Consider the following 22,719-nt stretch of genomic DNA (forward strand, 5'->3'; position numbering starts at 1 on the left):
TGTCGCGCGGAGTTTCGAGTCCGAAATCGGGCAGTCGAACGTCGCGCGACGTTCGAAAAGACCCCTCCCTTCGGGGGATTCCTGCTCGCGAGCGGGTGTTCTCCAGGGGCCGGGGGCGGATTTCGTGCTCAGATCGAGGAGTTGTTGCCTTGATCGGCTCGGGAGGTCTGCGTGGTCGGAATCCGGTCGTCCGTCGTTGCCGGTGTCGGTGTTGTGGCGTTGCTGGGTTCGGGCGCTCCCGCAGGAGCTGAGCGGGACGGGTTCGAGTACGTGGCGATGGGGGATTCGGCGGCGGCTGGCCCGCTGGTCCCGAGCCCGGACCCGAACCTGCTGTGCTTCCGCTCGACGAAGAACTACCCGCAGGTCGCGGCGGCGAGGCTGGGCGCCGAGCTCAAGGACGTGACGTGCTCCGGCGCCAAGACCGAGGACTTCGCGGGCAGGCAGCACGCGGTTCTCCCCCCGCAGTACGAGGCGCTGAGCGACAGCACCGACCTGGTCACGGTGACCATCGGCGGCAACGACGTCGGACTGGTCCAGGCCGCGATCTCGTGCTTGAACGCCTTCCCCGAGCCGGTCGGGAAGTCCTGCGCGGACAGCTTCACCGCCAACGGCGACGAGCTCGCCGAGCGCATCGACGAGCTCACCCCGGACTTCGACGAGGCGCTGGAGGAGATCACCGACCGAGCGCCGAACGCCGAGGTCGTGGTGGTCGGCTACGGCACCTACCTGCCGCCGGGGGGCTGCTACCCGAAGCAGCCGATGTGGGCGCGCGACGCCGACTACATCCAGTCCAGCGTGGACGACCTCAGCGCCCGGCTCGGTGAGCGGGCTCGTGCGCACGGCGCGACCTTCGTCGACCTCGGACCGGTCAGCGAGGGCCACGACGTCTGCCAGGCGCCGGAGCAGAAGTACTTCGAGGGCGTCGTCCCGACCTCCTGGGCCGCTCCCCTGCACCCGAACGCCCTCGGCATGACGGCCTTCGGCAACGCCGTCGCGGACGCCGTGTCAGGAACCCAGCAGCGTGTTCAGGCGGGGTGAGTAGGCGTGGTCGAACACCAGTGACGCCGCGCCGACCGCCGCGGCGTCCTCGCCGATCAGCGCGTTCTCCACGCGCACCGGGCGGACCTGGGGTGCCCACACCTGCGCGGTGATCACCTTCGACACCCGGTTGCGCACCAGCTCGGAGACCTGCCGCAGCGCGGGTCCGCCGAGCACCACGCGGTCCACGTCCAGCACGCTGACCACCGACGCGAGGGCCTGGCCGAGCCGGGTCGCGGTCTGCCGCAGCACCTTGCGGGCCGCGGGCTCGCCGGCCACCGCGTCGCGGCACAGCTGGTCGTAGGCGGCGGCCACCGAGGTGGGTGCCGGGCGGCCGATGGCGGTGCGCCAGTCGGCCACGATGGACCGCATCGAGCAGTAGGCCTCCAGGCAGCCCCGCCTGCCGCAGTGGCACTCCCGCGCGCCGCCGCTGTGCACGTGCCCGATCTCGCCCGCGTTGTTGCTGACCCCGCGGTGCACCTGATCGCCGAGCACGACGCCGATGCCCACGCCGGTTCCCAGGTAGACGTAGACGAACGAGCCGGAGCGCTGCGCGCAGCCGGACCAGCGCTCGCCGATCGCGGCGGCGGTCGCGTCGTTGTCCATCACCACCGGCAGTCCGAAGCGCTCTTCGACGAGGTCGGCGAGCGGGACCTCGGTCCAGCCGTCGAGGTTGGGCGGGTCGAGGACCGTGCGGTGCGCGGGATCCAGCGGTCCCGGCACGGCGAGGCCGACGCCGAGCACGCGTTCGGCTTCGAGTCCCGAGCGGCGCACCAGCTGCTGCCCGATGCGGGTCAGCGCGGCCGCGATGGAGGCGGGCGTGGCGTCGGCGGGGAGGCGCCGGGTGGCGCGCAGCCGGACGCCGCCGGCGAGGTCGACGAGCACGCCGGTGATGCGCTCCGGATCGAGGTGCAGTCCGACGGCGGTGTACGCGTCGGGCACGACCTTCAGCAGCACCCGGCGCTTGCCGCCGGTGGAGGGCGCGTGCCCGTTCTCGGTGACCAGGCCGTCGTCCATCAGCGCCCGCACGATGTTGGACATCGTCTGCGCGGTCAGCCCGGTCCGCTGCGCCAGTTCGACGCGGCTGATCTCGCCGTGGCGGCGGATCGTGTCGAGCACGACCGCGCGGTTGAACCCACCGACTCGGGGCAGGTTGGTGCCTTGCCACGACGGATTGGTCATGCAGCGCTCCTCGTTGAGACCCGCAAGATCATTGACTTGTGCAAACGTTTGGACTTATGTTGCCCACGAGTGTGATCCGGATCTCAGGTTAGCCGCAAGCGTCACAGGCCGGAGGAGCCAGATGCGCCGGAGAACTGCGTTAGCCGCCATCCTCACCGCTGCCCTGGGCCTGTCCGCCTGCGGCGGATCCGCCGAGGACCCGAACACGATCACCGTCGCCTACCACCGCTACGGCAACACGCTGCAGGTGGACGTGCTGATGCAGCGCGTCAAGCAGCAGTACGAGCAGGCGCACCCCGGCAAGCACGTCAAGCTCGACCCGGTCGTGGCGCCCGAGAGCGAGTACCTGTCCAAGCTCCAGCTGCGGATGCGCTCGAAGTCCACCGCGCCGGACGTGCTCTACGAGGACAGCTTCCAGGTCAACTCCGACGTCGACGCCGGCTACCTGCTGCCGCTGGACGACCGGCTCGCGCGGTGGCCGGACTGGAACTCCTCCTACATCGGCACGACCAAGCAGGCGGGCAAGGCCGCCGACGGCCGCATCTACGGCGTTCCGCTCGACACCGACACCCGAGGGCTCTGGTACAACCGGCAGCTGTTCGCCGAGGTCGGGCTGCCGGAGGAGTGGACGCCGCGCAACTGGGAGGACGTCCTGGCCGCGGCCCGCCAGATCAAGCAGAAGCGTCCCGACGTGATCGGCATCGACATGCCGCTGGGCAAGGCCGAAGGCGAGTCGGTGAGCATGCAGACCGTCGAAATGCTGCTCTACGGAACCGAAACCGGGACCCTCCACGACGAGCAGCAGCGCAAGTGGATCGCGCCCAGCAAGGGGTTCACCGACGCGATGAGCTTCCTGTCCACGGCGGTCGGCGAGAACCTGACGCAGAGCAAGCCGCAGATCGCCGACGCCCAGTACGACAAGAACCAGCGCGACCAGCTCGCCCAGGAGGGCAAGGTCGGCATCCGGCTCGACGGCAGCTTCGCCTCCGGCAACTGGCAGGACGCGGGCTGGACGGACTGGGCCCAGACCATGTCCGCCACACCGATGCCCACCCAGTTCGGCCAGGCGCCCGGGACCGTGACGCTCTCCGGCGGCTGGACGCTGGCGATCAGCGCGGAGACCGACAAGCCCGACGACTCCTTCGAGTTCATCAAGCAGGCGCTGAGCAAGGACAACGTGGTGCAGTACTCGGCGGCCACCGGGAACCTCCCGGCGCGGGCCGATGCCGCCGCCGACCCGCGGGTGACCGGGGCCAACCCGCTCAACCCGTTCTGGATCGGCCTGCTGGACAACACCCACTACCGCCCTGCGCTGCCCGAGTACCCGAAGGTCTCCGAGGAGATCCAGTCCTCGGTGCTCGACGTCGTGGCCGGACGGCCGCCCGCCGAGGTGTCCGAGCAGTGGTCGCAGCAGGTCTCGCGGATCGTCGAACCGGCCAACACGCGGGCGGGCTGACGGTGACGGCGGTGCGGCGGTGGCTGGCGCCGATGGCGCCGGCCGTGCTGCTGCTCGGGCTGTTCGTGATCGGCCCGATCCTGTGGAGCGGCTACGTCTCGTTCACCGACGCCGCGCTGACCGGGACCTCGGCCAGCGAACCGGAGTTCGTCGGGCTGGAGAACTACCGGCGGATGTTCTCCGATCCGGCGCTGTGGCACGCGGTGTGGATGACGGTGGTGTTCACCGCGGCCTCGGCGGTGATCGGGCAGAACTGCCTCGGCATGTTCATCGCCCTGCTGACCCGGCACCGCAACCGCGTGCTGCGCAACGTCGTCGGCATCGCGGTCGTCTCCGCCTGGGTGCTGCCGGAACTCGTCGCCGCGTTCGCGATCTACGCGTTCCTCAACTCCGAAGGCACCCTGAACAACCTGCTCGTGGCGCTGGGAGCGGACGGCGTCGACTGGCTCTACCACGCGCCGATGCTCGCGGTCGTGCTCGGAAACGTCTGGCGGGGAACGGCTTTCTCGATGCTGGTCTACCAGGCCGCGCTCGCCGAGGTGCCCAGCGATCTCACCGAGGCCGCCGAGGTCGACGGTGCCGGGGTGCTGCGCAGGTTCTGGCACGTGACGCTGCCCGTGATCCGCCGGACCATCACCACCAACCTGATGCTCATCACCTTGCAGACCATCGGCGTGTTCACGCTGATCTACGTGCTCACCGCGGGCGGACCGAACGCGGCGACCCAGACGTTGCCGCTGCTGATGTACGACTCGGCGTTCGAGTTCGACGAGATCGGTTACGGCGCCACGATCTCGCTGGTCCTGCTGGCGATCGGCGGGCTGTTCGCGGTGCTCTACGCCGCCAGCATCGGCGATCCGGACGAGGGCGGGACGTGATGGCCGGAGTCACCCTCGCGAAGCGGCGTTCGGTGTCGGTGGTGGTCCACCTGGTGCTGGGCGTGGTCGCCCTCGCCTTCCTCGCGCCCCTGCTGTGGCTGCTCACCGCGTCCGTCGACGCGGAAGCACCGCTGTCGGCGCAACTCCCGAGCGCCTTCACCCTGGACAACTTCGCGCAGGTGCTCAGCTGGGAGACCAGCGGCCGCCCGCTGTGGAACGGCGTGCTGATGTGCGGGGGTGCCTCAGCGATCTCGGTGGTCTCGGCCGTGCTGTGCGCCTACCCGCTGTCGCGCTACCAGCTGCGGTTCCGGCGGCCGTTCCTGTACCTCGTGCTGTTCGCCTCCGGCCTGCCCATGACCGCCGTGATGGTCCCGGTCTACAGCATGTTCGTGCAGGTGGAGCTCGTGGACTCGATGTTCGGCACGACGCTGTTCCTGGCCGCGACCTCGCTGCCGATCGCGATCTGGATGACCAAGAACTTCATGGACGGCGTCCCGATCAGCCTCGAAGAGGCCGCGTGGGTCGACGGCGCGTCGGCGATGCAGGCCCTGCGCGCCGTGGTGCTGCCGCTGATCGTCCCGGGAGTCGGCGTCGTCGCGATCTTCACCTTCATCAACGCCTGGGGGAACTTCTTCGTCCCCTTCGTGCTCCTGCTGGACCAGGCGAAACAACCTGCGTCCGTGGGCGTCTTCGCCTTCTTCGGCCAGGGCGGCCTGATCGCCTACGGTCAGCTCGCCGCCTACTCGATCCTCTACACGGCACCGGTCATCGCGCTCTACCTGGTCGTCTCGCGCTACCTGGGCGGAGCGTTCAACCTGGCCGGAGCCATCAAGAACTAGCGTCGCGGGGGCGGAAGTTCCGGCTGGAACCTCCGCCCCCGCACCGGGAGCAGAGGCCTCAACGGGAACCTCCGCCCTCGCGACGGGTCTGCGCTTCGTCGGACGAAGCGCCGGTCTTCTCGTTCGACCCGACGGTCGCGCTGCGCGGCACGAGGAGCACCGCTGCGGTCGCGACCAGGGACAACGCCAGCATCGCCAGGTTGGCCATCGGACACACCCCCTTGGTCCGGACTGCCGCCTCGTCGTCTTCGCGAAGCGGATGTCCGTAGGACGCGCGGAGTGCCCGCTCGGTTGCTGATCGTCATCGACCGAGTTCGGGGACATGCGAAAGCGGCGCCTCCCCTCCGCAGAGGGGAGACGCCGCTTCGGGTACGCGCACGTTCGACGTCCGCGTCAGGCGGGTGCGGGACCGGAGCTTCCCACGACGATCCGGTACCGCCGCCCGCCCTGGTTTCAGCCCAGGCGCTGCTTGAGGGCTTCGAACTCGTCGCGCATCGAGGTGGGCAGGTCGTCACCGATGGTGTCGAACCACTCCTGGATCAGCGGCAGCTCCGCCTTCCACTCGTCGACGTCGACGTTCAGCGCGATCTCGACGTCCTCGACCGCGGTGTCCAGGCCGGACATGTCGATCTCGTCGGCGGAGGGAACGCGGCCGATCGGGGTGTCCACGGCGGCGGCGTTGCCCTCGATCCGGTCGACGATCCACTTGAGCACGCGCGAGTTCTCGCCGAAGCCCGGCCACACGATCTTCTTGCCGGACTCGTCGCGGCGGAACCAGTTCACGTAGTAGATCTTCGGCAGCTTGGAGGCGTCAGCGTCCTTGCCGGTGTTGACCCAGTGCTGCAGGTAGTCGCCGACGTTGTAGCCGATGAAGGGCAGCATCGCCATCGGGTCGCGACGCACGACGCCGACCTGGCCGGCCGCCGCAGCGGTCGTCTCGGAGGACATCGTGGAGCCCATGAACACGCCGTGCTGCCAGTTGAACGACTCGTTGACCAGCGGAACCGTGGTCTTGCGGCGCCCGCCGAACAGGATCGCCGAGATCGGCACGCCCTGCGGGTCGTCCCACTCCGGCGCCAGGATCGGGCACTGCGACATCGGCGTGCAGTAGCGGGAGTTCGGGTGCGCGGCCTTGACGTCGCTGTCCGGGGTCCAGTCGTTGCCCTTCCAGTCGGTCAGGTGCGCGGGCGTCTCGCCGCCCATGCCCTCCCACCAGACGTCACCGTCGTCGGTCAGCGCGACGTTGGTGAACAGCGAGTTGCCCTTCTCGATGGTGCGCATCGCGTTCGGGTTGGTGTGCTCGTCGGTGCCCGGTGCGACGCCGAAGAAGCCGGCCTCGGGGTTGACCGCGTACAGGCGGCCGTCCTCGCCGAAGCGCATCCAGGCGATGTCGTCACCGAGGGTCTCGACCTTCCAGCCCGGGATCGTCGGCTGGAGCATCGCCAGGTTGGTCTTGCCGCAGGAGGAGGGGAACGCGGCCGCGATGTAGTGGACCTTGTTCTCCGGGGAGATCAGCTTGAGGATCAGCATGTGCTCGGCGAGCCAGCCCTCGTCGCGCGCCATCGCCGAGGCGATGCGCAGCGAGTAGCACTTCTTGCCCAGCAGCGCGTTGCCGCCGTAGCCGGAGCCGTAGCTCCAGATCATCCGCTCCTCGGGGAAGTGGGTGATGTACTTGGTGTCGTTGCACGGCCACGGCACGTCTTCCTGGCCGGGCTCCAGCGGCGCGCCCACGGAGTGCAGAGCCGGGACGAACTCGGCGTCGGTGCCCAAGCGCTCGAGCACCTTCGCGCCCATCCGGGTCATGATGTGCATCGAGACGACGACGTACTCGGAGTCGGTGATCTCCACGCCCAGCTTCGGCTCTTCGGCGCCCAGCGGGCCCATGCAGAACGGGATGACGTACATCGTGCGGCCACGCATGGAGCCCCGGTAGAGCTCGGTCATGGTGGCCTTCATCTTGGCCGGGTCCATCCAGTTGTTGGTGACCCCGGAGTCCTTCTCCTCGACGGAGCAGATGTAGGTCCGCTCCTCGACGCGCGCTACGTCGGACGGGTCCGAAGCCGCGTAGAACGAGTTCGGCTTCTTGTCGAGACGCGTGAAGGTGCCGGCCTCCACGAGGCGGTCCGTCAGCCGCGTCCATTCGTCCTGCGAACCGTCACACCACACCACGCGGTCGGGTGTGGTCAGCTCCGCGACCTCACGCACCCACGACAACAGGCGCTCGTGCTTGGTCGGGGCCTGGTCGAGACCGGGAATGGTCAATGCGGTCATCGCGACGTGTCTCCTGACTGGGCGCCACAGCCCGGACTGGTCGTCGGCGGGTGCACCCGCTGACGTTTGCAGGGAACGCTTCGCCCGGCCCGGAGAGCCGGGCGAAGTCAAAAAAGGGATGCAACGAGGCTAACGGGGATAACGGCGCGCAATGAAGATCGGGGTTGTCGGTTCTCTCACAGGAACGATAAGGGAATCGATTCAGTTGGCATTTCCGCTTCGGCTCTCGCGGAAATCTCGTCGCAGGACGTGCCTGGGGTGCCAGATTTTCCGGCGAAGCGGACATGAGTGCGAACGACCGGTGAACCCGCGATAGCCGCCGAATGGCGGTTGCTGCTTGCGAAGGCAAAATGCGCCAAAACCGCTCGATGGCTTGAGAATTGAGCCACGAGCGGGTGGCGGAATCACATTCCGTCGAGAAAGACGCGACCGGGCGTCACACCCAGGTGCTGTCCTTCGCAGACGTCGCCGGTTCACCCGTGCAGAGATCCCCAGGTCCGGCCTCCGGGGCCGGGGGCTTCGGCTGGAACTCGGGCTCGTCGAAGGTCCAGGTCGCGTCGTCGGTCGCGGAGGCGACCTGGTTCGGCGCGTACTGGCCGTTGTCGCCGATCTGGCCCTGCTCGACGACGGTCCACTGCCCGTCGCCGGTGTGGTGCGAGATGGTCACGTCGCCGGTCTGGGTGATCTCGACGACCTGGTCCGCGGAACCGTCCCCGTCCACGTCGGTGACCATCACGGTGTTGCCGTTCTCCGACTGCACGACCGCCGTGTCGGCGATCCCGTCGGAGTTGGTGTCCTCGGTCGCCGGGCCGACCTGGACGTCGCCCTGCGGGGTGTCCATGACCATCTGCTTGCCCTCGTCGGGGTGCCCGTCCGGGGCGCCGCCGGGGTTCTGGTGCGGGGTCTCGGCCGTCCACTCACCGGTGTCGGCGTGGAAGCGCGCCTGGTCGACGACCTGCCCGTCCTTGGTGATCGTCTGCATGAGGTCGGCCTGGCCGTCGGCGTTGTCGTCGACGTAAGCGACGTAGCCGTCGTCGGTCATCACCGAGACGGTCTCGTCCAAGCCGTCGCCGTCGAGGTCGTAGTTGGCCTCGGCGGTGTACTCCTCGCCGTCGACGGTGACCTTGATGTCCCCGTCGCCCGCGCCGGTCTCCTCGATGTACACGTCGGCACCCTCCGCCGCCTTCACCTGCAAGCCTTGGACGCAGCGTAGAGGTCAGGGGTTCCACCCCGGAACCAGATGGCCCACAACCCACCGATTTCACCAGGACGGACGCCGGAGTCCGTTCCCAGTTTTAGGGGTCTTTGCAGTATCACCTTGCTTGGCGGTGCGGGTGGCGGAACCTCACACGCCGTCTGGACTCCGTGCGCCACTCCTGATGTATGCCAATACACGGCGTCGCGGCGTACTCGCCAGACAGCGTGTGAGAACCCGCGGCGGTGCGGGCTGAGTCCCACACCTGAAGACAACGGCACCCGCCGCACCGAGTCCCAGTTTTAGTCCAAACCGAGCCATGATCATGTCCGAAATGTCGGCTCAGTTAGGACTAAAACTGGGAATTGCCTCGTTAGGGTGCTGTGTCTCGGAGGTTCCTGATCCCGGCCAGCAGGTGCTCGGCGCGCTCTCGTCCGGTGGTGGCCTCGGTGAGGCGGCGGTCGACGGTCTGGAGACGGCGGCTGCGCTCGGCGGCGTCCATCTTCAGCGCCTTGTCGACGTCGCGGAGCTCTCCCTCGATCGCCTCGATCCGCCTGGTCAGCGCATCGTCGAGAGCCAGCGAGAGCTGCTGCTCGGCCTCGATGAGCTGCTCCGCGACGAGCTGGTCCAAGGCGGAGCGGGCGTCGGCGATCGCATCGGTGAGCCATTGCTTGAGGTGCTGCTTGTCGGCGGCGTGCTTGCGGGTGCGGGCCATCCACCACCCCGCGCCCAGCCCCAGCACGATCGTCACCGGCAGCACCACCGGGTTCAGCGCCGCCACGCCCAGCCCGGCGAGCGGCATCGCGGCCGCGCGGCCGACGCCGAGCCCACCGGACACGCCCATGAACACCAGCAGCTTGTCCTCGGCGGTCGGCGGTCGCTTGTCCGGCGGGCGCAGCACGATCGGAGCTTGCGCGCCCCGCGCGAACTGGGAGCGGATCACGTCGAGCTCCTCGGCGGAGAACAGGTCGTTGAGCGCCTGCTCGGCGACGGCCGCGAGCCGGGCCGAGAGCATCGTGGCGATGCGGGTCGAGGCCATCTGCAACGCGATGTCGACCTGCCGCGGCAGGTCGCCGATGTCCTTGCGCCCGGCGCCGTCGATGGACCGGCGGAACCAGTTCTGCACGTCGCGGACCTGACGGCTGACCTCGTGGCTGGTCTCCACCCGCGTGCGCTGGATCTCGCCGCGCAGCTTGACCTGCCAGCCGCGGGTCGACGAGCGGCGGGCGGTGGCGAGCTCGTCCCGGCGCGCGCGCAGCGATTCGGCTTCGTCCTCGCCGACGGTCAGCGCGCGCTTCTCGGATTCCAGGTTCGCGGTCAGCTCGCCCAGCACGGTCGACAGCGCGCGCATCGTGTTGGCCTCGCCGAGCATCGCCGAGCGGCCGGCGATCAGCCGTTCCAGCTCGTCTCGGAGCTCGACCACGCCGGACTTCTCGCGCAGCAGCGCCGCGTTGGCGGACTCGGGAGCCTGCGCCGCGCGCAGGTGCATGCGGGCCGAGACCGGGAAGATCGGGACCTCGGCGAACCGGGGCGCGTGCTCGGCCAGCAGCCTGCGGTCCTCGGCCAGCACCTGCCGCCAGCCGCGGTGCTGATCCGTCTTGGCCAGCGCGAACACCACGGTTTCCACGCGGTCGCCGACCTGCTGCAGGAACTCCAGCTCGCCCCGGGTGAACGGGGATGAGGCGTCGACGACGAACAGCAGCGCGGTGGCCGACGCGGCGGCTTCGCGGGCGAGTTCGCCGTGCAGCTCCTCCAGCCCGCCGACGCCCGGCGTGTCGACGACGGTCAGCCGGGTCAGCGCGTCCAGGGGTGCGGTGACGCGCACGTAGCGCGGCGGCAGCTGTCCCTCGGGCAGCTCGCGACCCGCGGTGGTCCAGTTCGGCAGCTCGTCGAGGTCGAAGGGAACGGGGTCCTGCTGCCCCGGGTAGCAGGCGTGCGCCTCCCACTGCTCCCCCCGCTCGAACCGCAGGTAGGTGGCGGTGGCGACATCGGCGTCCACCGGCGACAGCTCCGGGTGCTCCAGCAGGGCGTTGACCAGCGAGCTCTTGCCGCGGTTGGTCTCGCCGACCACCGCCGCGCTCGGTGTGGCGGGACGGCTGCGACGGACCTGCTCGACCCACTCCCACGCCTCGGGGTCGGCTTCGCGCAGGAAGCCGAGCAGCTTGTCGCGGGTCTGCTTGACCTGCTGCGGGAGCGCAGCAGCAACAGCAACCCCAGGAGTCGTCATCTCCTACCTCCTGGCTGTTGATCCTGCGTGCGCGACGGAGCGGCTTCCGCCGGGCTCCTCAAGCGCTCCGAACGTACCGGTTCACCTGCGGAGCTGGTAGATGGTGACCACCGGGGTGCGGAGGACCCTGTCCCGGTCCGCGAAGCCGAGGAGTTCCGTCTCGGCGATGACGCCGTCCAGTGCCGGGTCGTCGGTGGGCACGGTGCCGCCGGCTTCGTGGAGGGCGGGATCGAAGCGCTCGCCCTCGGGTCGCAGCGCGAACACCCCGACTCGGGTGAGCCCCTCGGCGAGGCGTTCGGCGACGGCCGCGCTGCGGGCGCGATCCACCGCGTACACGCACAGCTGGATGAGCGCGGTCCGGTCCGTCACCGCCTGGTCGAGCGGGTCGATGACGGTTTCGCTGGTCACGGCGGTCATGTCTGTCCCCTGATCGGCGTCTGCGTCGGAGGCCGGGTCGCCGGCGTCTTCCAGAGCAGACGAACCCGAAAGGTGCTCGGTTCCGCTTTCGGGTGACTTCTTCCGCCGCCGCCAGCTCCGCACCGTGATCACCTGGTCCGCAGCTGCTGCCAGAGCAGGAAGTACGCCCGGTGCACCACGTGCGCGACCCGGCTCTGCGCGGGCGTGGCGCCGAACGAGGAGAAGGACCGCCACCAGTTGGCGCGCTCCAGCGCGAGGTCGGTCAGCTCGGCGGGCGAGAGTCCCGGGCCGCCGAGCTGCTCGGCCGGGGCGGTGCTGCCGCCCACCCTCATCACCTCGTCGGCCAGGTCCGGCGGCATCTCCACCGAACCGGCCGCGACCAGCGTTAGCGCCTCCAGGACGCGGAGCTGGTGAGCTTCCGGCCTGGCCAGCAGTCCCTCGATCGCGTCGTGCACCTTCCGGTGCTCCTCGCGCTCGCCGGAGGAGTGCGCGAGCGCGGTGATCGACGCCAGCGCCGCCGCCGCCTTGATGCCGTCGGCGCGCACCCGGAACACGGAGTCCAGCCGGTCGAGCACCGATGCCAGCCCGGAGGCGTCGCGGACCCGGCGCCGCAGCTCACCGGCGGTGATGTCGGGTTCGCCGTCCAGCGCGTCCAAGGCCCGGCGCACGCCGTGCAGGTCCATCCGCTCCAGCAGGTGGGTGCGGGTGCCCGCCGGGACGTCGCACTCCCAGCTGGTGAACAGGTCCGCCGACAGCAGCAGGGTTTCCCGCGTCGAGGAGTCGAGCTTGGCCAGCGAGCGCAACGCCTCGGCGTCGTGGGCCGTGAAACCACCGGTCTCGGCGGTCTCGGCGAGCAGTCCGATCACCGGGATCACGTCGGCGACCTTGGGCTTGAGCAGCTGCGACTGCTTGGCGGCCAGGATCTCGGCGGCCTTCCAGAGATCGTCGTCGGCCCCCTCGACGGTGTCCGCCTCGATCATGTCGGCCTTGTTGAGCACCGCGATCGCGTTCACCGGGCCGGCCTCGCGGCTCGCCGTCGCGGCGGTGAAGGCGGCCAGCGCCTGCTCGTCGTCGGCCCGGACGCCCTGGGTGACGACGTAGACGACCGCCTCCGCGCCGATCACGGCGTCGCGGGAGACGGGGTCGAGCTGCTGGGTGCCCAGCGCCTGCTCCGTGCGGGCGACCGAGGCCGAGTCCAGCGAACCCAGCCCGGGGGTGTCGATCACGGTGAGGTCCCGCAGCACCGCGTTGGTCAGGTAGGCCTCCAGGTGCGAGACCTCCTCGAAGTCCACGCCCAGGTCGGCCGGGATGCCGCCGCCCTGGTCGAAGGGCACCGCCTGCTTGCGGCCGTCGTGGAAGACGACCTCGACGCGGTCGACCGTGCCGTACTGGAAGCGCGTCACCAGCCGCGTGCACTCGCCGACGTCGGTAGGTGCCACCCGGCGCCCGATCAGCGCGTTGACCAGGGTGGACTTTCCGGACTTGATCCGTCCGGCGACGGCGACCTGCAGCGGGGCGCCGAGCCGGTCGAGCACCTCGGCGAAGCCCTCGGCGGTCCTCTCCGAGACCTCCGGCTGCAGTCCCGCGCACAGCCGGGCGACCGAGGCCGACAACGGGCCTGGCCAGCTCTGCTGCTCGGGTGCCGTGCTCACGCGCTAGATGCCCTTCCGGCGGTTCGGACGATCCGGACTTCCCGGGAACTCGCCCGCCCCATCCTGCCACGCCGCACCCACGCCACGGCCTCAGTCCACAAAGGACCGATGAGCGATCGCCGCCCAGCCGCCTAGGAGCTGTTGAGGAATGCGGCAGAGCCGCTGTTTCAGGTGTGGGACTCAGCTGGCACCGCCGCGGGTTCTGATCGCCTTCGTGGCGAGTACGCCGCGATGCCGATGTCCACCCCGGGGTAAGCGGAAGACATCAGGAGTGGCGCACGGAGTCCAGGCGGCGTGTGAGGTTCCGCTACCCGCACCGCTACGCAAGGCAAGTCACGAACAAGCTCTAGCCTGCGGAGGTGAGCGTTGACCTCAAGCCCGAACTCGTCGCCCTCGACATCGACGGAACCCTGCTGAACCCGGACACCGACACCATCTCCGATGCGGTCAAGGCAGCCGTGCGGCGCGTGGTGGACTCAGGCGCGCAGCTGGTCCTCGCGACCGGCCGCACCTTCCTGGGCGTCACCCCCGTGCTCGACGAGCTGTCGCTGACCAGCGGATTCGCGCTGTGCTCCAACGGTGCCGTGCTGGTGGACGTGGCTCGCCGCGAGCCGGTGTCGGTGGCCTCGTTCGACGCGACCCCGACGCTGCGCGTGCTCCAGGAGCACCTGCCCGGCGCGATCTTCGCGGCGGAGGACGTCGGCATCGGCAACCTCGTCTCCGCCCCGTTCGACCCGGAGAAGCTGCACGGGCCGCAGCGGCTCACACCGGTCGACGAGCTGACCGCCGAGCCGGTGCCGCGCCTGATCGCCGAGTGGACCGGGCACGACCCGGCCGAGCTCGCGGAGACCGTGGCCGGTGTCCGGCTGCCGCACTGCACGATCACCGTCGACACCTACGAGCCGTGGGTCACCGTGGTCCCCGAGGGGCTGTCCAAGGGCGCCGCGCTGGAGAAGCTGCGCACCGAACTCGGCATCGCCGAAGGACGCACCTTCGCGGCAGGTGACGGCACCAACGACTTCGAGATGCTGAGCTGGGCCGCTCGCGGCGTCGCGATGGGCCAGGCACCCCTGGAGCTGCGCGCCACGGCCGACGCCACCATCGGCACCGTCGCCGAGGACGGCCTGGCCGCCGAGCTGGACCGCTTCTTCCGCTGAGAGGTCCACCGCGGGCCCCCTCTGCGGGTCGGGTCCCGGGGACAGGGGTGCCGCTCGGGGACAACCCTGAGGTGCGTCATCCTCGGAGCCGATTCACTACTTCCGGAACAGCTCCGCGTCCCAGCAACAGGAGTGATCATGATCGAGGCGAGAGGCCTCACCAAGCGATACGGCCAGAAGGTGGCGGTCGACGACCTGTCGTTCACCGTCAAACCCGGTCACGTCACCGGGTTCCTCGGCCCCAACGGCGCGGGCAAGTCCACCACGATGCGGATGATGCTCGGCCTGGACAACCCCACCGCAGGCGAAGTGCACATCAACGGCAAGCGGTACAGCGATCTCCGCAACCCGCTGCGCACCGTCGGAGCGCTGCTGGACGCCAAGTGGGTGCACCCGAACCGCTCCGCCCGCGCTCACCTGCGGTGGATGGCGCGCTCCAACGGCATCTCGATGCAGCGCGTCGACGAGGTCCTGGAGCAGGTCGGCCTCACCGAGGTCGCGCGGCGCAACGCCGGCGGGTTCTCGCTGGGCATGTCGCAGCGCCTGGGCATCGCGACCGCGCTGCTCGGCGACCCCGAGGTGCTGCTCTTCGACGAGCCCGTCAACGGCCTCGACCCGGAGGGCATCCACTGGATCCGCCGGTTCATGCAGGGCCTCGCCGCCGAAGGGCGCACGGTCTTCGTCTCCAGCCACCTGCTGTCGGAAATGGCGCTGACAGCGGAAGAACTCGTCGTCATCGGACGCGGCAAGCTGATCGCCCAGTGCAGCACCGCCGAGTTCGTCGACAGCGCGGGCAGCACCTCGGTGCTCGTCCGCTCGCCCGGAGCCCAGCAGCTCCAGCAGCTGCTCGGCGAACAGGAGTGCACCGTCCGCACCTCCGAGGCGGACCGGCTCGTCGTCGACGGAGCCACCACCGAGCAGATCGGCGAACTCGCCGCACAGCACCAGATCGTGCTGCACGAGCTCACCGCCCAGCGCGGCTCGCTCGAGGACGCCTTCATGCAGATGACCAGCGACGCCGTCGAATACCAGACCTCGCTCGGCCAGGCGACCGAGCTGACCGCCCAGGGGGTGGCCCGATGACCCTGCTCGCCGTCGAGCGGATGAAGCTCTTCTCCACCCGCTCCCCGTGGTGGTGCATGATCCTCGCGCTCGCGCTGCCCATCGGGTTCACCGCGCTCATCGCCGCCTACTCCGACGGAATCGCGCTGAGCACCACGCAGTTCGGCCACCAGTTCGGGCTGATGGTGACGCTCGTGCTGGCCGCGCTCGCGATCACCACCGAGTACCGGTTCGGCACCATCCGCGCGACCTTCCAGGCCGTGCCCAACCGAACCGCGGTGCTGCTGGCCAAGACCGGAGTCGTCGGCGTGCTCGCGCTGATCATCGGCGAGGTCGGCGCGTTCGGTTCCTGGGGCATCTCCAAGCTCCTGCACCCCGAGTCGGCCGAACTCGCGATCACCACCGCCGAGCAGTGGCGCCAGGTCGCCGGAGTCGGGCCGGTGTTCGCCCTCTCCGCCGTGCTCGCCGTCGGCGTCGGCATGCTGCTGCGGCAGACCGCCGGCGCGGTGACCCTGCTCCTGCTGTGGTCGCTGCTCGTCGAGAGCCTCGTCGCGCTGATCCCCGAAATCGGCCCGGACCTCCAGCAGTGGATGCCCTTCGTGATGGCCGACCACTTCCTGTCGGGCGGCGGGAGCATGGCCATCGAGATGCCCCTGGGGCCCTGGGGAGCGCTCGCGTACTTCGCGGCGGTCACGGTGGGTGTCTGGGTGATCGGATTGGTCGTGACGCACCGGCGCGATGCCTGACCAGCGGATTTGATCATGAGTCCCGAAAACCTTGATCAAAACGGGGAATCCCCAGCTGGGCCTGGGATCGCAAAACGTTACCGAGCCCGGCCGAGAGTCTGATCACCCCGACCGATAGGATCACCTGCAAGATCGAGCGGTCGCCATCGGCACCCCGATCGCACCGGGTCACATCGGACACGGTGGGTCAGCGACGGATCACCCGGTGATTCGAGAACGCTGAAGCACAACCAAAGACGACCGACTGCAGTAGCGCTCGGGGGCGCCGGCGGTCGGGACGGGGGAGGGCCCGGGCTGTCATTCGGGGGATGGCCCGGGCCCTGTGCTTTCTTCTTTTTATGTTTCGTCGGGGACGTTGCTCGGCTCGTCTTCTGTCCTGGACGTGGTTGTTTTCTACGGACACGACTCCGTGGTCATCTTGCTTGGCGGTGCGGGTAGGGGAACCTGAGCGGCTCCGTGGACTCCGCGCGCCACTCCTGATGTATGCCAATACACGGCGTCGCGGCGTGCTCGCCACGAAGCCGCTCAGAACCCCCGGCGGTGCCAGGTGCTTTGGTGGGGTAGTGCGAAAGCACCTGCGGTGCTTGCCTGACGGTGCCTCGGTTGCCTCGGTTGTCGCCCTTGCTGCTGTTCTCCTCAGACCTGTGGGCGTACTACCAGGACTGGGCAGGCTGCGTGGCGGACGCATTGTTCTGCTACTGAGCCGAGCATGAGGCCTGCGAAGCCTCCTCTGCCCCTGTGGCCCACGACCAGGAGGTCTGCGCCTCTGGACGCGGCCAGGAGGGACTGGGGCGAGGGCGAGTGGACGACGTGGATCTCGGCGGTCACCTTCGGCGGGTCGCCGACCTTGCTCGCAACCAGGTTCGCCGTTTCCCGCTCCACCTCCCGCTGGAAGGCCTCGGTGCTGGGGACCGCGTTCGGCGGGCAGTCGGCGGGGCGGGGGGCCGTGCGCATGCTCCAGGCCCGCACGACGTGCAGCACGGCGTTGCGCCGCTCGGCCTCCTCGCAGGCCACGGTCAGGGCTCGCAGCGACGAGGCGGAGGTGTCGACACCCACCACGACCCCGCCGTTGATCTCCACGCGTTGGAATGTCTGGTCCGGCACGCCTCTACTCCAACCGCCTGGGCTCGTGTTGTCGAGCCAACGTCCACTAGGTCAACCGAACGAGTTTTGTCTGTGATTGCCATCACATTTTACATGGATGCCTCATTCATCGTATTGGCTGTGGTAAGGCATAAGGAGAAGTTGTCCCGCAACCAGCGTCGCTTGGGGGCATGCGCTGGCCGTGGGCGAGTAGTTCGGCTCGCGTCTTTCTCCACACAATGAGGAGTGGGCCACATGCTGTCTTCACAAGAGCCTGCACTGGTCGAAGCAACGCGCGGAGGGAACATCCGACCCAAGCGCATCGGCAACGACGTCCAGCTGGAACCGGTCCCGCGACTGGAGTGGTCGCTGGCGACCGAAGCCCATCCACCCGCCACGGAGGCGGCGTCACCCGCGTCGCTCCGCGGCAGCTGGATCCACACCGCTTCCGAGCGCCAGGTCCTGGAGCTGTTCCGCAAGCTCAACGGGGCGAAGCGCCGGTTGCCCGCTCCGTGGTGGCTGCGCGCGCTCGACCGGGGTGACATCGCTTCGCGCGCTGCGGCTTTCGAGGTCGAGGACGAGGTGCACGCGGTCCTCTCCGCCCGGCCGGGATGGGTCTTCGTGCCCTGGGTCGGCATCAGCGAAGCCGGTTACTGGGAATACGCGCCGTCCGACCACGGCACGGTCAAGATGCCCACCGCGGTCGTCCTGACCGACGAGCACGAGGGCTACCTGAACGTCGTGCCCGCCTATCGGGAGGCGGAACCGCTGCCCGTGCCGACCAGCACCGCCACGCTGCTGTCCCTGCTCCCGCAGGTCGAGGCCTGGTGACCTGAGCCATCGCCGGGCCCGCGGCAGCGGGCCTGCACGCGGGCGCCGTCGCCGGTTTGCGATAATTCTTCCTCGTGAATTCCTCTGACCAGCAGGTTCCGTTCCGCCGCACCGTCGTCAGCTACGTCCAGCGAGGCGAGCGGATGACCGTCGGGCAACAGCGGGCCTGGGACCGCTACTGGCCCGAGCTCGGTTCTGACGTCACCGAGCTGCCCGAGGGGCCGCTGGCCGTCGAGTCCTGGTTCGGCCGCAGCGCTCCGGTGGTGCTGGAGATCGGCTCGGGCATGGGCGAGACGACCGCCCAGCTCGCCGCCTCGCAGCCGGACGTCAACTACCTGGCGGTCGAGGTCTACAAGCCCGGTCTGGCCCAGCTGATGCTGCGCGCCGAGAAGTTCGAGGCCGCCAACCTCCGGCTGCTGCGCGGTGACGCCGTCGTGCTGCTGCGCGACCACGTCGAGCCGGGCTCGCTGGACGAGGTGCGGATCTACTTCCCGGACCCGTGGCCGAAGAAGCGCCACCACAAGCGCCGCCTGGTGCAGCCCCAGTCGGTCGAGCTGATCACCTCGCGGTTGCGCCCCGGCGGTGTGCTGCACCTGGCCACCGACTGGGAGAACTACGCCGAGCAGATGCTCGCGGTGTGCGAGGCCGAGCCGCAGCTGCGCAACCGCTACGCCGACGAGCCCGGTGGTTGGGCTCCGCGGCCCGAGTGGCGTCCGGTCACGAAGTTCGAGAACCGCGCGCACGACGAGGGTCGCGAGATCCACGACCTCATCTACGAACGGGTCTGACTCCACCTGGGCGAACCTTGATCGACCTAGATGTTCACTCGAATGGTCGATCAAGGGATCCGTCAATCGCGTCGAAACTAGTTACATCACGTCATCGACCACTCATTAGTGGCCAGTCAAGATCACCGGAAAGAGAACGGATCAGGGCTGCCGTGTGAGCAGGTTTCACGACTACGTTTTCGCGGCGTGACGGCTATTCGCGAGGAACTCATCCCGAGCCAGACGACCCCGTCGGAAACGGCCGCCGAGGACTTCCTGCGCTCGTTCCACTCCGCCCACCCCGGAGCCGGCTCGCTGCGCGATCGGCTCGCCGAGGTCCGGCGCAGCATCGCCGAGACCGGGACCTACCGGCACACCACCGCCGAGCTCACCTACGGCGCTCGCGTCGCTCTCCGGGACAGCGGCTGGTGCACCAGCGGCCTGCCCTGGCGGCGCCTGAAGGTCCGCGACCTGCGCGGGCTGCGCAACGCCTCGGCCATCGCCAGCGAGTGCTTCGAGCACCTCCGGCTGGCCACCCACTCCGGCCGCATCCAGCCCCTGGTCACCGTCTTCGCCCCCGACTCCCCCGACGCCCCCGGACCGCAGATCTGGAACGAGCAGGTCGTCCGCTACGCCGGCTACGCGCTGGCCGACGGCGGAGTGCTCGGCGACGCCCGCTACCAGGGCTTCACCTCGCAGGTGCAGCGCCTCGGGTGGAAACCCCCGGCCGAGCGCGGGCGCTTCGACCACCTGCCGCTGGTCGTCGAGACCGAGCACGAGGGCGTCAAGCTCGCCCCGGTGCCGCGCGACGTCGTCCAGGAAGTGCCGCTGGAGCACCCCGACTACCGCTGGTTCGGCGAGCTCGGACTGCGCTGGCACAGCGTCCCGCTGATCAGCAACATGCAGCTGACCATCGGCGGGATCCGCTACCCGGCAGCACCGTTCAACACCTGGTTCGTGGGAACCGAGATCGGCACCCGCGGCCTGGCGGACGACAACGCCTACGGACAGACCCCGCAGGTCGCCGAACGACTCGGCATGGACACCTCGACCGAACGCAGCCTGTGGCGGGACCGGGCGATCGTCGAGATCAACCGGGCCGTCCTGCACTCCTTCGACGCCGCCCGCGTGACCATCACCGATCACCACAGCGAAGCCCTGCACCGGCTCGAGTGGCTGCGCGCGGGACGGCGTCCCAGCGGTTCGGCGCCCGCGTTCACGGTGAGCAGGACCGCGGCCCGCCGGGCCAGAAGCGGAGCGGACGATCCACCAGCGCAGGAGGTGCGGGTAACCGGGCACCGAGCGTCGGTCGCGCCTGAGCGGGCCGCGTCTCCAGAAGAGCGAAATCGGCCCCGCTACGACGTTCTGGCCCGGATGAGCCGCCGGTGTCTGGGCACGGACCTGCCCCAGGACTGAAGCGGCCGGTGCTCTCGCCGTGATTGCCGTTCTCCAGCAGATCCGGCAGCACCGAGCTCAGCGCCATCAGCAGCAACGCCAGCATGGCGATCGCGGCGGCAATTGCGGTCATCGTCGTTTCGAACATGGTGAACCTCCCCGACTCGGGTTCGTCATTCCCAGCGTGGCTGCTGCCAGGGCCTGCGCGGATCGGCCAGCCGGGGATGTTTTCCCTGATCATTCGGTTGGCCCATCGGGGTCCAGCCCCTAGGGGCGGGGCCTCGCTCCGGCCTGATTCCAGGTTCGTCCACCACGCCGGAAACCGGTATCGGCCCGCAGGCCAGCAATCGGGGCGCGGAGATCAGCCGATAGGCCAGCGCGCCGTCGGCCTTTCGGTCAACCCGCTGATCAGGACGTCGTCCCTCGTGAAGGAGATCGGAGCGAACCGCATGAGCGATCCCAGAGTCACCAACGGAGCTGAGCGCGCCATCCTCGAGAACGTGCTCGACCGCAACCGCGGAGCCCTCGTCGCCACCGCGGACGGCCTCTCCGACGCGGACGCCCGGCGGCGACTCGTCACCTCGTTGACGACGCCCCTCTCGTTGCTGAAGCACGCAGCCGCCGCGGAACGGATCTGGTTCCAACGCTTCTGGGGCGGACTCGACGCGAGCGAGTGCGACGGGTACTCGGAACGCGACGAAGGCACGTTCGCCGTCGGCGACGGCGAGTCCCTCGCCGACGTCATCGCCGAGTTCGAGCGGGCCAGCCGGCGATCGCGGGAGATCGCGGCACGCTTCGACCTGGACGAGGTCAAGGAGAACCCCCGCGAGGGCGCGGTCAGCATGCGGTGGACCCTCGTCGCCATGATCGAGGAGTTCGCCAGGCACGCCGGTCACGGCGACATCTTGCGCGAGCAGATCGTCGCCGCCCGCTCCTGAGGACCGCAGCGGACGGCGTCCGCGCACCGAGGCCGTCCGGGTGCGGAAAGCCGTGCGGCAGAATGCCGTCATGCCGACCGCACTCCGCCTGCACGCACCGATGGCCCTGCCCTGCGACCCGGCCTGCTCGGTCATCCGGGACGCCGTGGTGGACGTCGACGACACCGGCCGCATCAGCTACTGCGGCCCCAGACCGGGCGCGCCGGAACGGCCGAACGACGTCGTCGTCCGGGAGTGCGTCGGGATCCTGCTGCCCGGTCTGATCAACGCGCACGCCCACAGCCCGATGACGCTGCTGCGCGGGATGGGAGCGGACCTCCCGCTGCTGCGCTGGCTCAACGAGGTGATCTTCCCGGCCGAGGCCAGGCTCCGGCCGTCCGACGTGCGGGCCGGGATGGAGCTGGGCTGCGTGGAGATGCTGCGCGCCGGCATCACGACCAGCGCCGAGATGTACTTCATCGCCGAATCCATGGTCGAGGCGACGCTGGCGGTGGGGTCCCGCGCGGTTCTGGCCTCCGCCGTGATCGACACCCCGGCGCTGGAAGCGCTCGGCGGCTGGCGCGGCGCCGTCGAGGCCATCGACCGCTGGATCGACGCCGACGGCCTGCGCTTCGGTCCCGGCGAGCGCATCGAGCTCGCCTACGGCCCGCACTCGGCCTACCTGCTGCCCACCGAGGCCCTGCAGACCATCGGCGAGTCGGCGCAGCAGCGCAACGCCCTCGTGCACACCCACGTCGCCGAGACCCGCACCGAGGACGCCGTTCAACGCGAGGAGCACGGCTCGGTCCCGGCACTGCTGGACAAGCTCGGCGTGCTGGACGGACGGGTCACGGCGGCGCACGGCGTGCACCTCAGCGACGAGGACATCGCGCTCTTCGCGAGTCGCGGCGTCGGCGTGGCGCACTGCCCGGGATCCAACGCCAAGCTCGCCTCCGGCACCGCGCGACTGGTCGAGCTGCTCAACGCCGGAGTCCCGGTGGGGCTGGGCACCGACGGCCCGTCCAGCAACGACGACCTCGACCTGTGGGAAGAGGTGCAGCTCGCGGGCCTGCTCGCGCGCACCGTGACCGGTGACGCGACCGCGCTGAGCGCCCGGGCGGCGCTGCTGGCCGCGACCCGAGGTGGGGCGGAGGCGCTGCACAGGGACGACATCGGTGCCCTGGAACCGGGCCGGTGGGCGGACATCGTGCACCTCGACGTCGACAACCCCGCGTTCGCAACGGGTCTCGACGCGCCGGACGAGCAGGTGCTGTCCAACGTGGTGTGGGCGGCGGGCTCTCGCAGCGTGCGGGACGCGTGGGTGGCCGGCGAGGAGGTCCTCAACGACCGGGAACCCACCCGCGTGGACCGGCGCACGGTGCAGGCCGCAGCCCGCACCGCAGCCCAACACGTCCGGGGGTAGGTCAGTTTCGGGGCTGGTTTGCGTGGCGGTGCGGGTGGCGGAACCTGACACGTCTTCTGGCCTCCGTGCGCCACTCCTGATGTATGCCAATACACGGCGTCGCGGCGTACTCAGCCAGAAGACGTGTCAGAACCCGCGGCGGTGCCGGCTGAGTCCCACACCTGAAACGGCGGCTACCGCCGC

General features: G+C 69.5%; 20 protein-coding genes. 12 read left to right on the plus strand and 8 right to left on the minus strand.

Annotated features, from left to right (window positions below):
* Positions 1-171 precede the first annotated feature (171 nt).
* Complete coding sequence (locus FHU35_RS17020; protein ID WP_246110364.1) at positions 172-1,038, plus strand: SGNH/GDSL hydrolase family protein; 867 nt, start codon at positions 172-174, stop codon at positions 1,036-1,038.
* Here FHU35_RS17020 and FHU35_RS17025 read toward each other — a convergent pair.
* Positions 1,006-2,220: an ROK family transcriptional regulator gene (locus FHU35_RS17025; RefSeq protein WP_145740792.1), complete on the minus strand. Its 1,215-nt coding sequence runs from the start codon at positions 2,218-2,220 to the stop codon at positions 1,006-1,008. The two genes, FHU35_RS17020 and FHU35_RS17025, sit on opposite strands and share 33 nt — an antisense overlap.
* Before the next feature lie 121 nt (positions 2,221-2,341).
* Between FHU35_RS17025 and FHU35_RS17030 the strand changes: the two genes are divergently transcribed.
* Genes FHU35_RS17030 through FHU35_RS17040 form a run of 3 tightly spaced genes read left to right on the plus strand, consistent with a single transcriptional unit; the run spans position 2,342 to position 5,393 of the window.
* Entirely contained in the window at positions 2,342-3,676 is a 1,335-nt protein-coding gene (locus FHU35_RS17030) for an extracellular solute-binding protein (protein ID WP_145740794.1), read from the plus strand.
* Positions 3,622-4,554, plus strand: a complete 933-nt coding sequence (locus FHU35_RS17035) for a carbohydrate ABC transporter permease (protein ID WP_246110365.1) — start codon at positions 3,622-3,624, stop codon at positions 4,552-4,554. Before FHU35_RS17030 ends, FHU35_RS17035 begins: the two co-directional genes overlap by 55 nt.
* Entirely contained in the window at positions 4,554-5,393 is an 840-nt protein-coding gene (locus FHU35_RS17040) for a carbohydrate ABC transporter permease (protein WP_145740796.1), read from the plus strand. Before FHU35_RS17035 ends, FHU35_RS17040 begins: the two co-directional genes overlap by 1 nt.
* Before the next feature lie 58 nt (positions 5,394-5,451).
* Here FHU35_RS17040 and FHU35_RS29330 read toward each other — a convergent pair whose 3' ends face one another.
* From FHU35_RS29330 to FHU35_RS17065, 6 genes are all read right to left on the minus strand, one after another.
* Complete coding sequence (locus tag FHU35_RS29330; RefSeq protein WP_186459469.1) at positions 5,452-5,601, minus strand: hypothetical protein; 150 nt, start codon at positions 5,599-5,601, stop codon at positions 5,452-5,454.
* Positions 5,602-5,846: 245 nt separating this feature from the next.
* Positions 5,847-7,664 carry a phosphoenolpyruvate carboxykinase (GTP) gene (locus tag FHU35_RS17045; protein ID WP_145740798.1) on the minus strand — a complete coding sequence of 606 codons (1,818 nt, stop codon included), beginning with the start codon at positions 7,662-7,664 and terminating at the stop codon, positions 5,847-5,849.
* 436 nt (positions 7,665-8,100) lie between these two features.
* Positions 8,101-8,853: a DUF6802 family protein gene (locus FHU35_RS17050; RefSeq protein WP_186459470.1), complete on the minus strand. Its 753-nt coding sequence runs from the start codon at positions 8,851-8,853 to the stop codon at positions 8,101-8,103.
* Between the two features lie 379 nt (positions 8,854-9,232).
* On the minus strand, positions 9,233-11,086 hold the full coding sequence (locus FHU35_RS17055) for a dynamin family protein (protein WP_145740800.1): 1,854 nt from the start codon (positions 11,084-11,086) through the stop codon (positions 9,233-9,235).
* Positions 11,087-11,167: 81 nt separating this feature from the next.
* Entirely contained in the window at positions 11,168-11,503 is a 336-nt protein-coding gene (gene grpE, locus FHU35_RS17060; protein ID WP_145740802.1) for a nucleotide exchange factor GrpE, read from the minus strand.
* A gap of 128 nt (positions 11,504-11,631) precedes the next feature.
* Positions 11,632-13,155, minus strand: coding sequence for a dynamin family protein (locus FHU35_RS17065; protein ID WP_145740804.1), 1,524 nt, complete (start codon positions 13,153-13,155; stop codon positions 11,632-11,634).
* A gap of 359 nt (positions 13,156-13,514) precedes the next feature.
* Here FHU35_RS17065 and FHU35_RS17070 point away from each other — a divergent pair, with 359 nt between their 5' ends.
* The 3 genes from FHU35_RS17070 (at position 13,515) to FHU35_RS17080 (ending at position 16,120) form a co-directional block, all read left to right on the plus strand.
* Positions 13,515-14,312, plus strand: a complete 798-nt coding sequence (locus FHU35_RS17070; protein WP_145740806.1) for an HAD family hydrolase — start codon at positions 13,515-13,517, stop codon at positions 14,310-14,312.
* Positions 14,313-14,450: 138 nt separating this feature from the next.
* Positions 14,451-15,395, plus strand: a complete 945-nt coding sequence (locus FHU35_RS17075) for an ABC transporter ATP-binding protein (protein WP_145740808.1) — start codon at positions 14,451-14,453, stop codon at positions 15,393-15,395.
* Positions 15,392-16,120, plus strand: a complete 729-nt coding sequence (locus FHU35_RS17080; RefSeq protein ID WP_145740811.1) for an ABC-2 transporter permease — start codon at positions 15,392-15,394, stop codon at positions 16,118-16,120. The genes FHU35_RS17075 and FHU35_RS17080 overlap by 4 nt, the downstream gene beginning before the upstream one ends.
* 636 nt (positions 16,121-16,756) lie before the next feature.
* Here the strand turns inward: FHU35_RS17080 and FHU35_RS17085 are convergent.
* On the minus strand, positions 16,757-17,224 hold the full coding sequence (locus FHU35_RS17085; protein ID WP_246110367.1) for a universal stress protein: 468 nt from the start codon (positions 17,222-17,224) through the stop codon (positions 16,757-16,759).
* A 234-nt stretch (positions 17,225-17,458) separates the two neighbouring features.
* Between FHU35_RS17085 and FHU35_RS17090 the strand changes: the two genes are divergently transcribed.
* The 5 genes from FHU35_RS17090 to FHU35_RS17110 all read left to right on the plus strand — a co-directional run bounded on the left by FHU35_RS17090 (position 17,459) and on the right by FHU35_RS17110 (position 22,536).
* On the plus strand, positions 17,459-18,034 hold the full coding sequence (locus tag FHU35_RS17090) for a hypothetical protein (protein WP_246110368.1): 576 nt from the start codon (positions 17,459-17,461) through the stop codon (positions 18,032-18,034).
* A 74-nt stretch (positions 18,035-18,108) separates the two neighbouring features.
* On the plus strand, positions 18,109-18,822 hold the full coding sequence (trmB, locus tag FHU35_RS17095; protein WP_145740812.1) for a tRNA (guanosine(46)-N7)-methyltransferase TrmB: 714 nt from the start codon (positions 18,109-18,111) through the stop codon (positions 18,820-18,822).
* A gap of 186 nt (positions 18,823-19,008) precedes the next feature.
* Positions 19,009-20,217, plus strand: a complete 1,209-nt coding sequence (locus tag FHU35_RS17100; protein WP_145740815.1) for a nitric oxide synthase oxygenase — start codon at positions 19,009-19,011, stop codon at positions 20,215-20,217.
* A gap of 428 nt (positions 20,218-20,645) precedes the next feature.
* Positions 20,646-21,134, plus strand: coding sequence for a DinB family protein (locus FHU35_RS17105; protein WP_145740817.1), 489 nt, complete (start codon positions 20,646-20,648; stop codon positions 21,132-21,134).
* Between the two features lie 70 nt (positions 21,135-21,204).
* On the plus strand, positions 21,205-22,536 hold the full coding sequence (locus FHU35_RS17110) for an amidohydrolase family protein (RefSeq protein WP_145740819.1): 1,332 nt from the start codon (positions 21,205-21,207) through the stop codon (positions 22,534-22,536).
* The last annotated feature ends 183 nt before the right edge of the window (positions 22,537-22,719 follow it).

The sequence above is a fragment of the Saccharopolyspora dendranthemae genome, assembly GCF_007829955.1.
Classification (GTDB): Bacteria; Actinomycetota; Actinomycetes; order Mycobacteriales; family Pseudonocardiaceae; genus Saccharopolyspora; species Saccharopolyspora dendranthemae.

Coding starts and splice junctions, on each gene's coding strand:
- FHU35_RS17025 (WP_145740792.1), bottom strand. CDS start 2,220: ATGACCAATCCGTCGTGGCAAGGCACCAACCTGCCCCGAGTCGGTGGG.
- FHU35_RS17030 (WP_145740794.1), top strand. CDS start 2,342: ATGCGCCGGAGAACTGCGTTAGCCGCCATCCTCACCGCTGCCCTGGGC.
- FHU35_RS17040 (WP_145740796.1), top strand. CDS start 4,554: ATGGCCGGAGTCACCCTCGCGAAGCGGCGTTCGGTGTCGGTGGTGGTC.
- FHU35_RS29330 (WP_186459469.1), bottom strand. CDS start 5,601: ATGGCCAACCTGGCGATGCTGGCGTTGTCCCTGGTCGCGACCGCAGCG.
- FHU35_RS17045 (WP_145740798.1), bottom strand. CDS start 7,664: ATGACCGCATTGACCATTCCCGGTCTCGACCAGGCCCCGACCAAGCAC.
- FHU35_RS17055 (WP_145740800.1), bottom strand. CDS start 11,086: ATGACGACTCCTGGGGTTGCTGTTGCTGCTGCGCTCCCGCAGCAGGTC.
- grpE (WP_145740802.1), bottom strand. CDS start 11,503: ATGACCGCCGTGACCAGCGAAACCGTCATCGACCCGCTCGACCAGGCG.
- FHU35_RS17075 (WP_145740808.1), top strand. CDS start 14,451: ATGATCGAGGCGAGAGGCCTCACCAAGCGATACGGCCAGAAGGTGGCG.
- FHU35_RS17080 (WP_145740811.1), top strand. CDS start 15,392: ATGACCCTGCTCGCCGTCGAGCGGATGAAGCTCTTCTCCACCCGCTCC.
- FHU35_RS17090 (WP_246110368.1), top strand. CDS start 17,459: ATGCTGTCTTCACAAGAGCCTGCACTGGTCGAAGCAACGCGCGGAGGG.
- FHU35_RS17105 (WP_145740817.1), top strand. CDS start 20,646: ATGAGCGATCCCAGAGTCACCAACGGAGCTGAGCGCGCCATCCTCGAG.
- FHU35_RS17110 (WP_145740819.1), top strand. CDS start 21,205: ATGCCGACCGCACTCCGCCTGCACGCACCGATGGCCCTGCCCTGCGAC.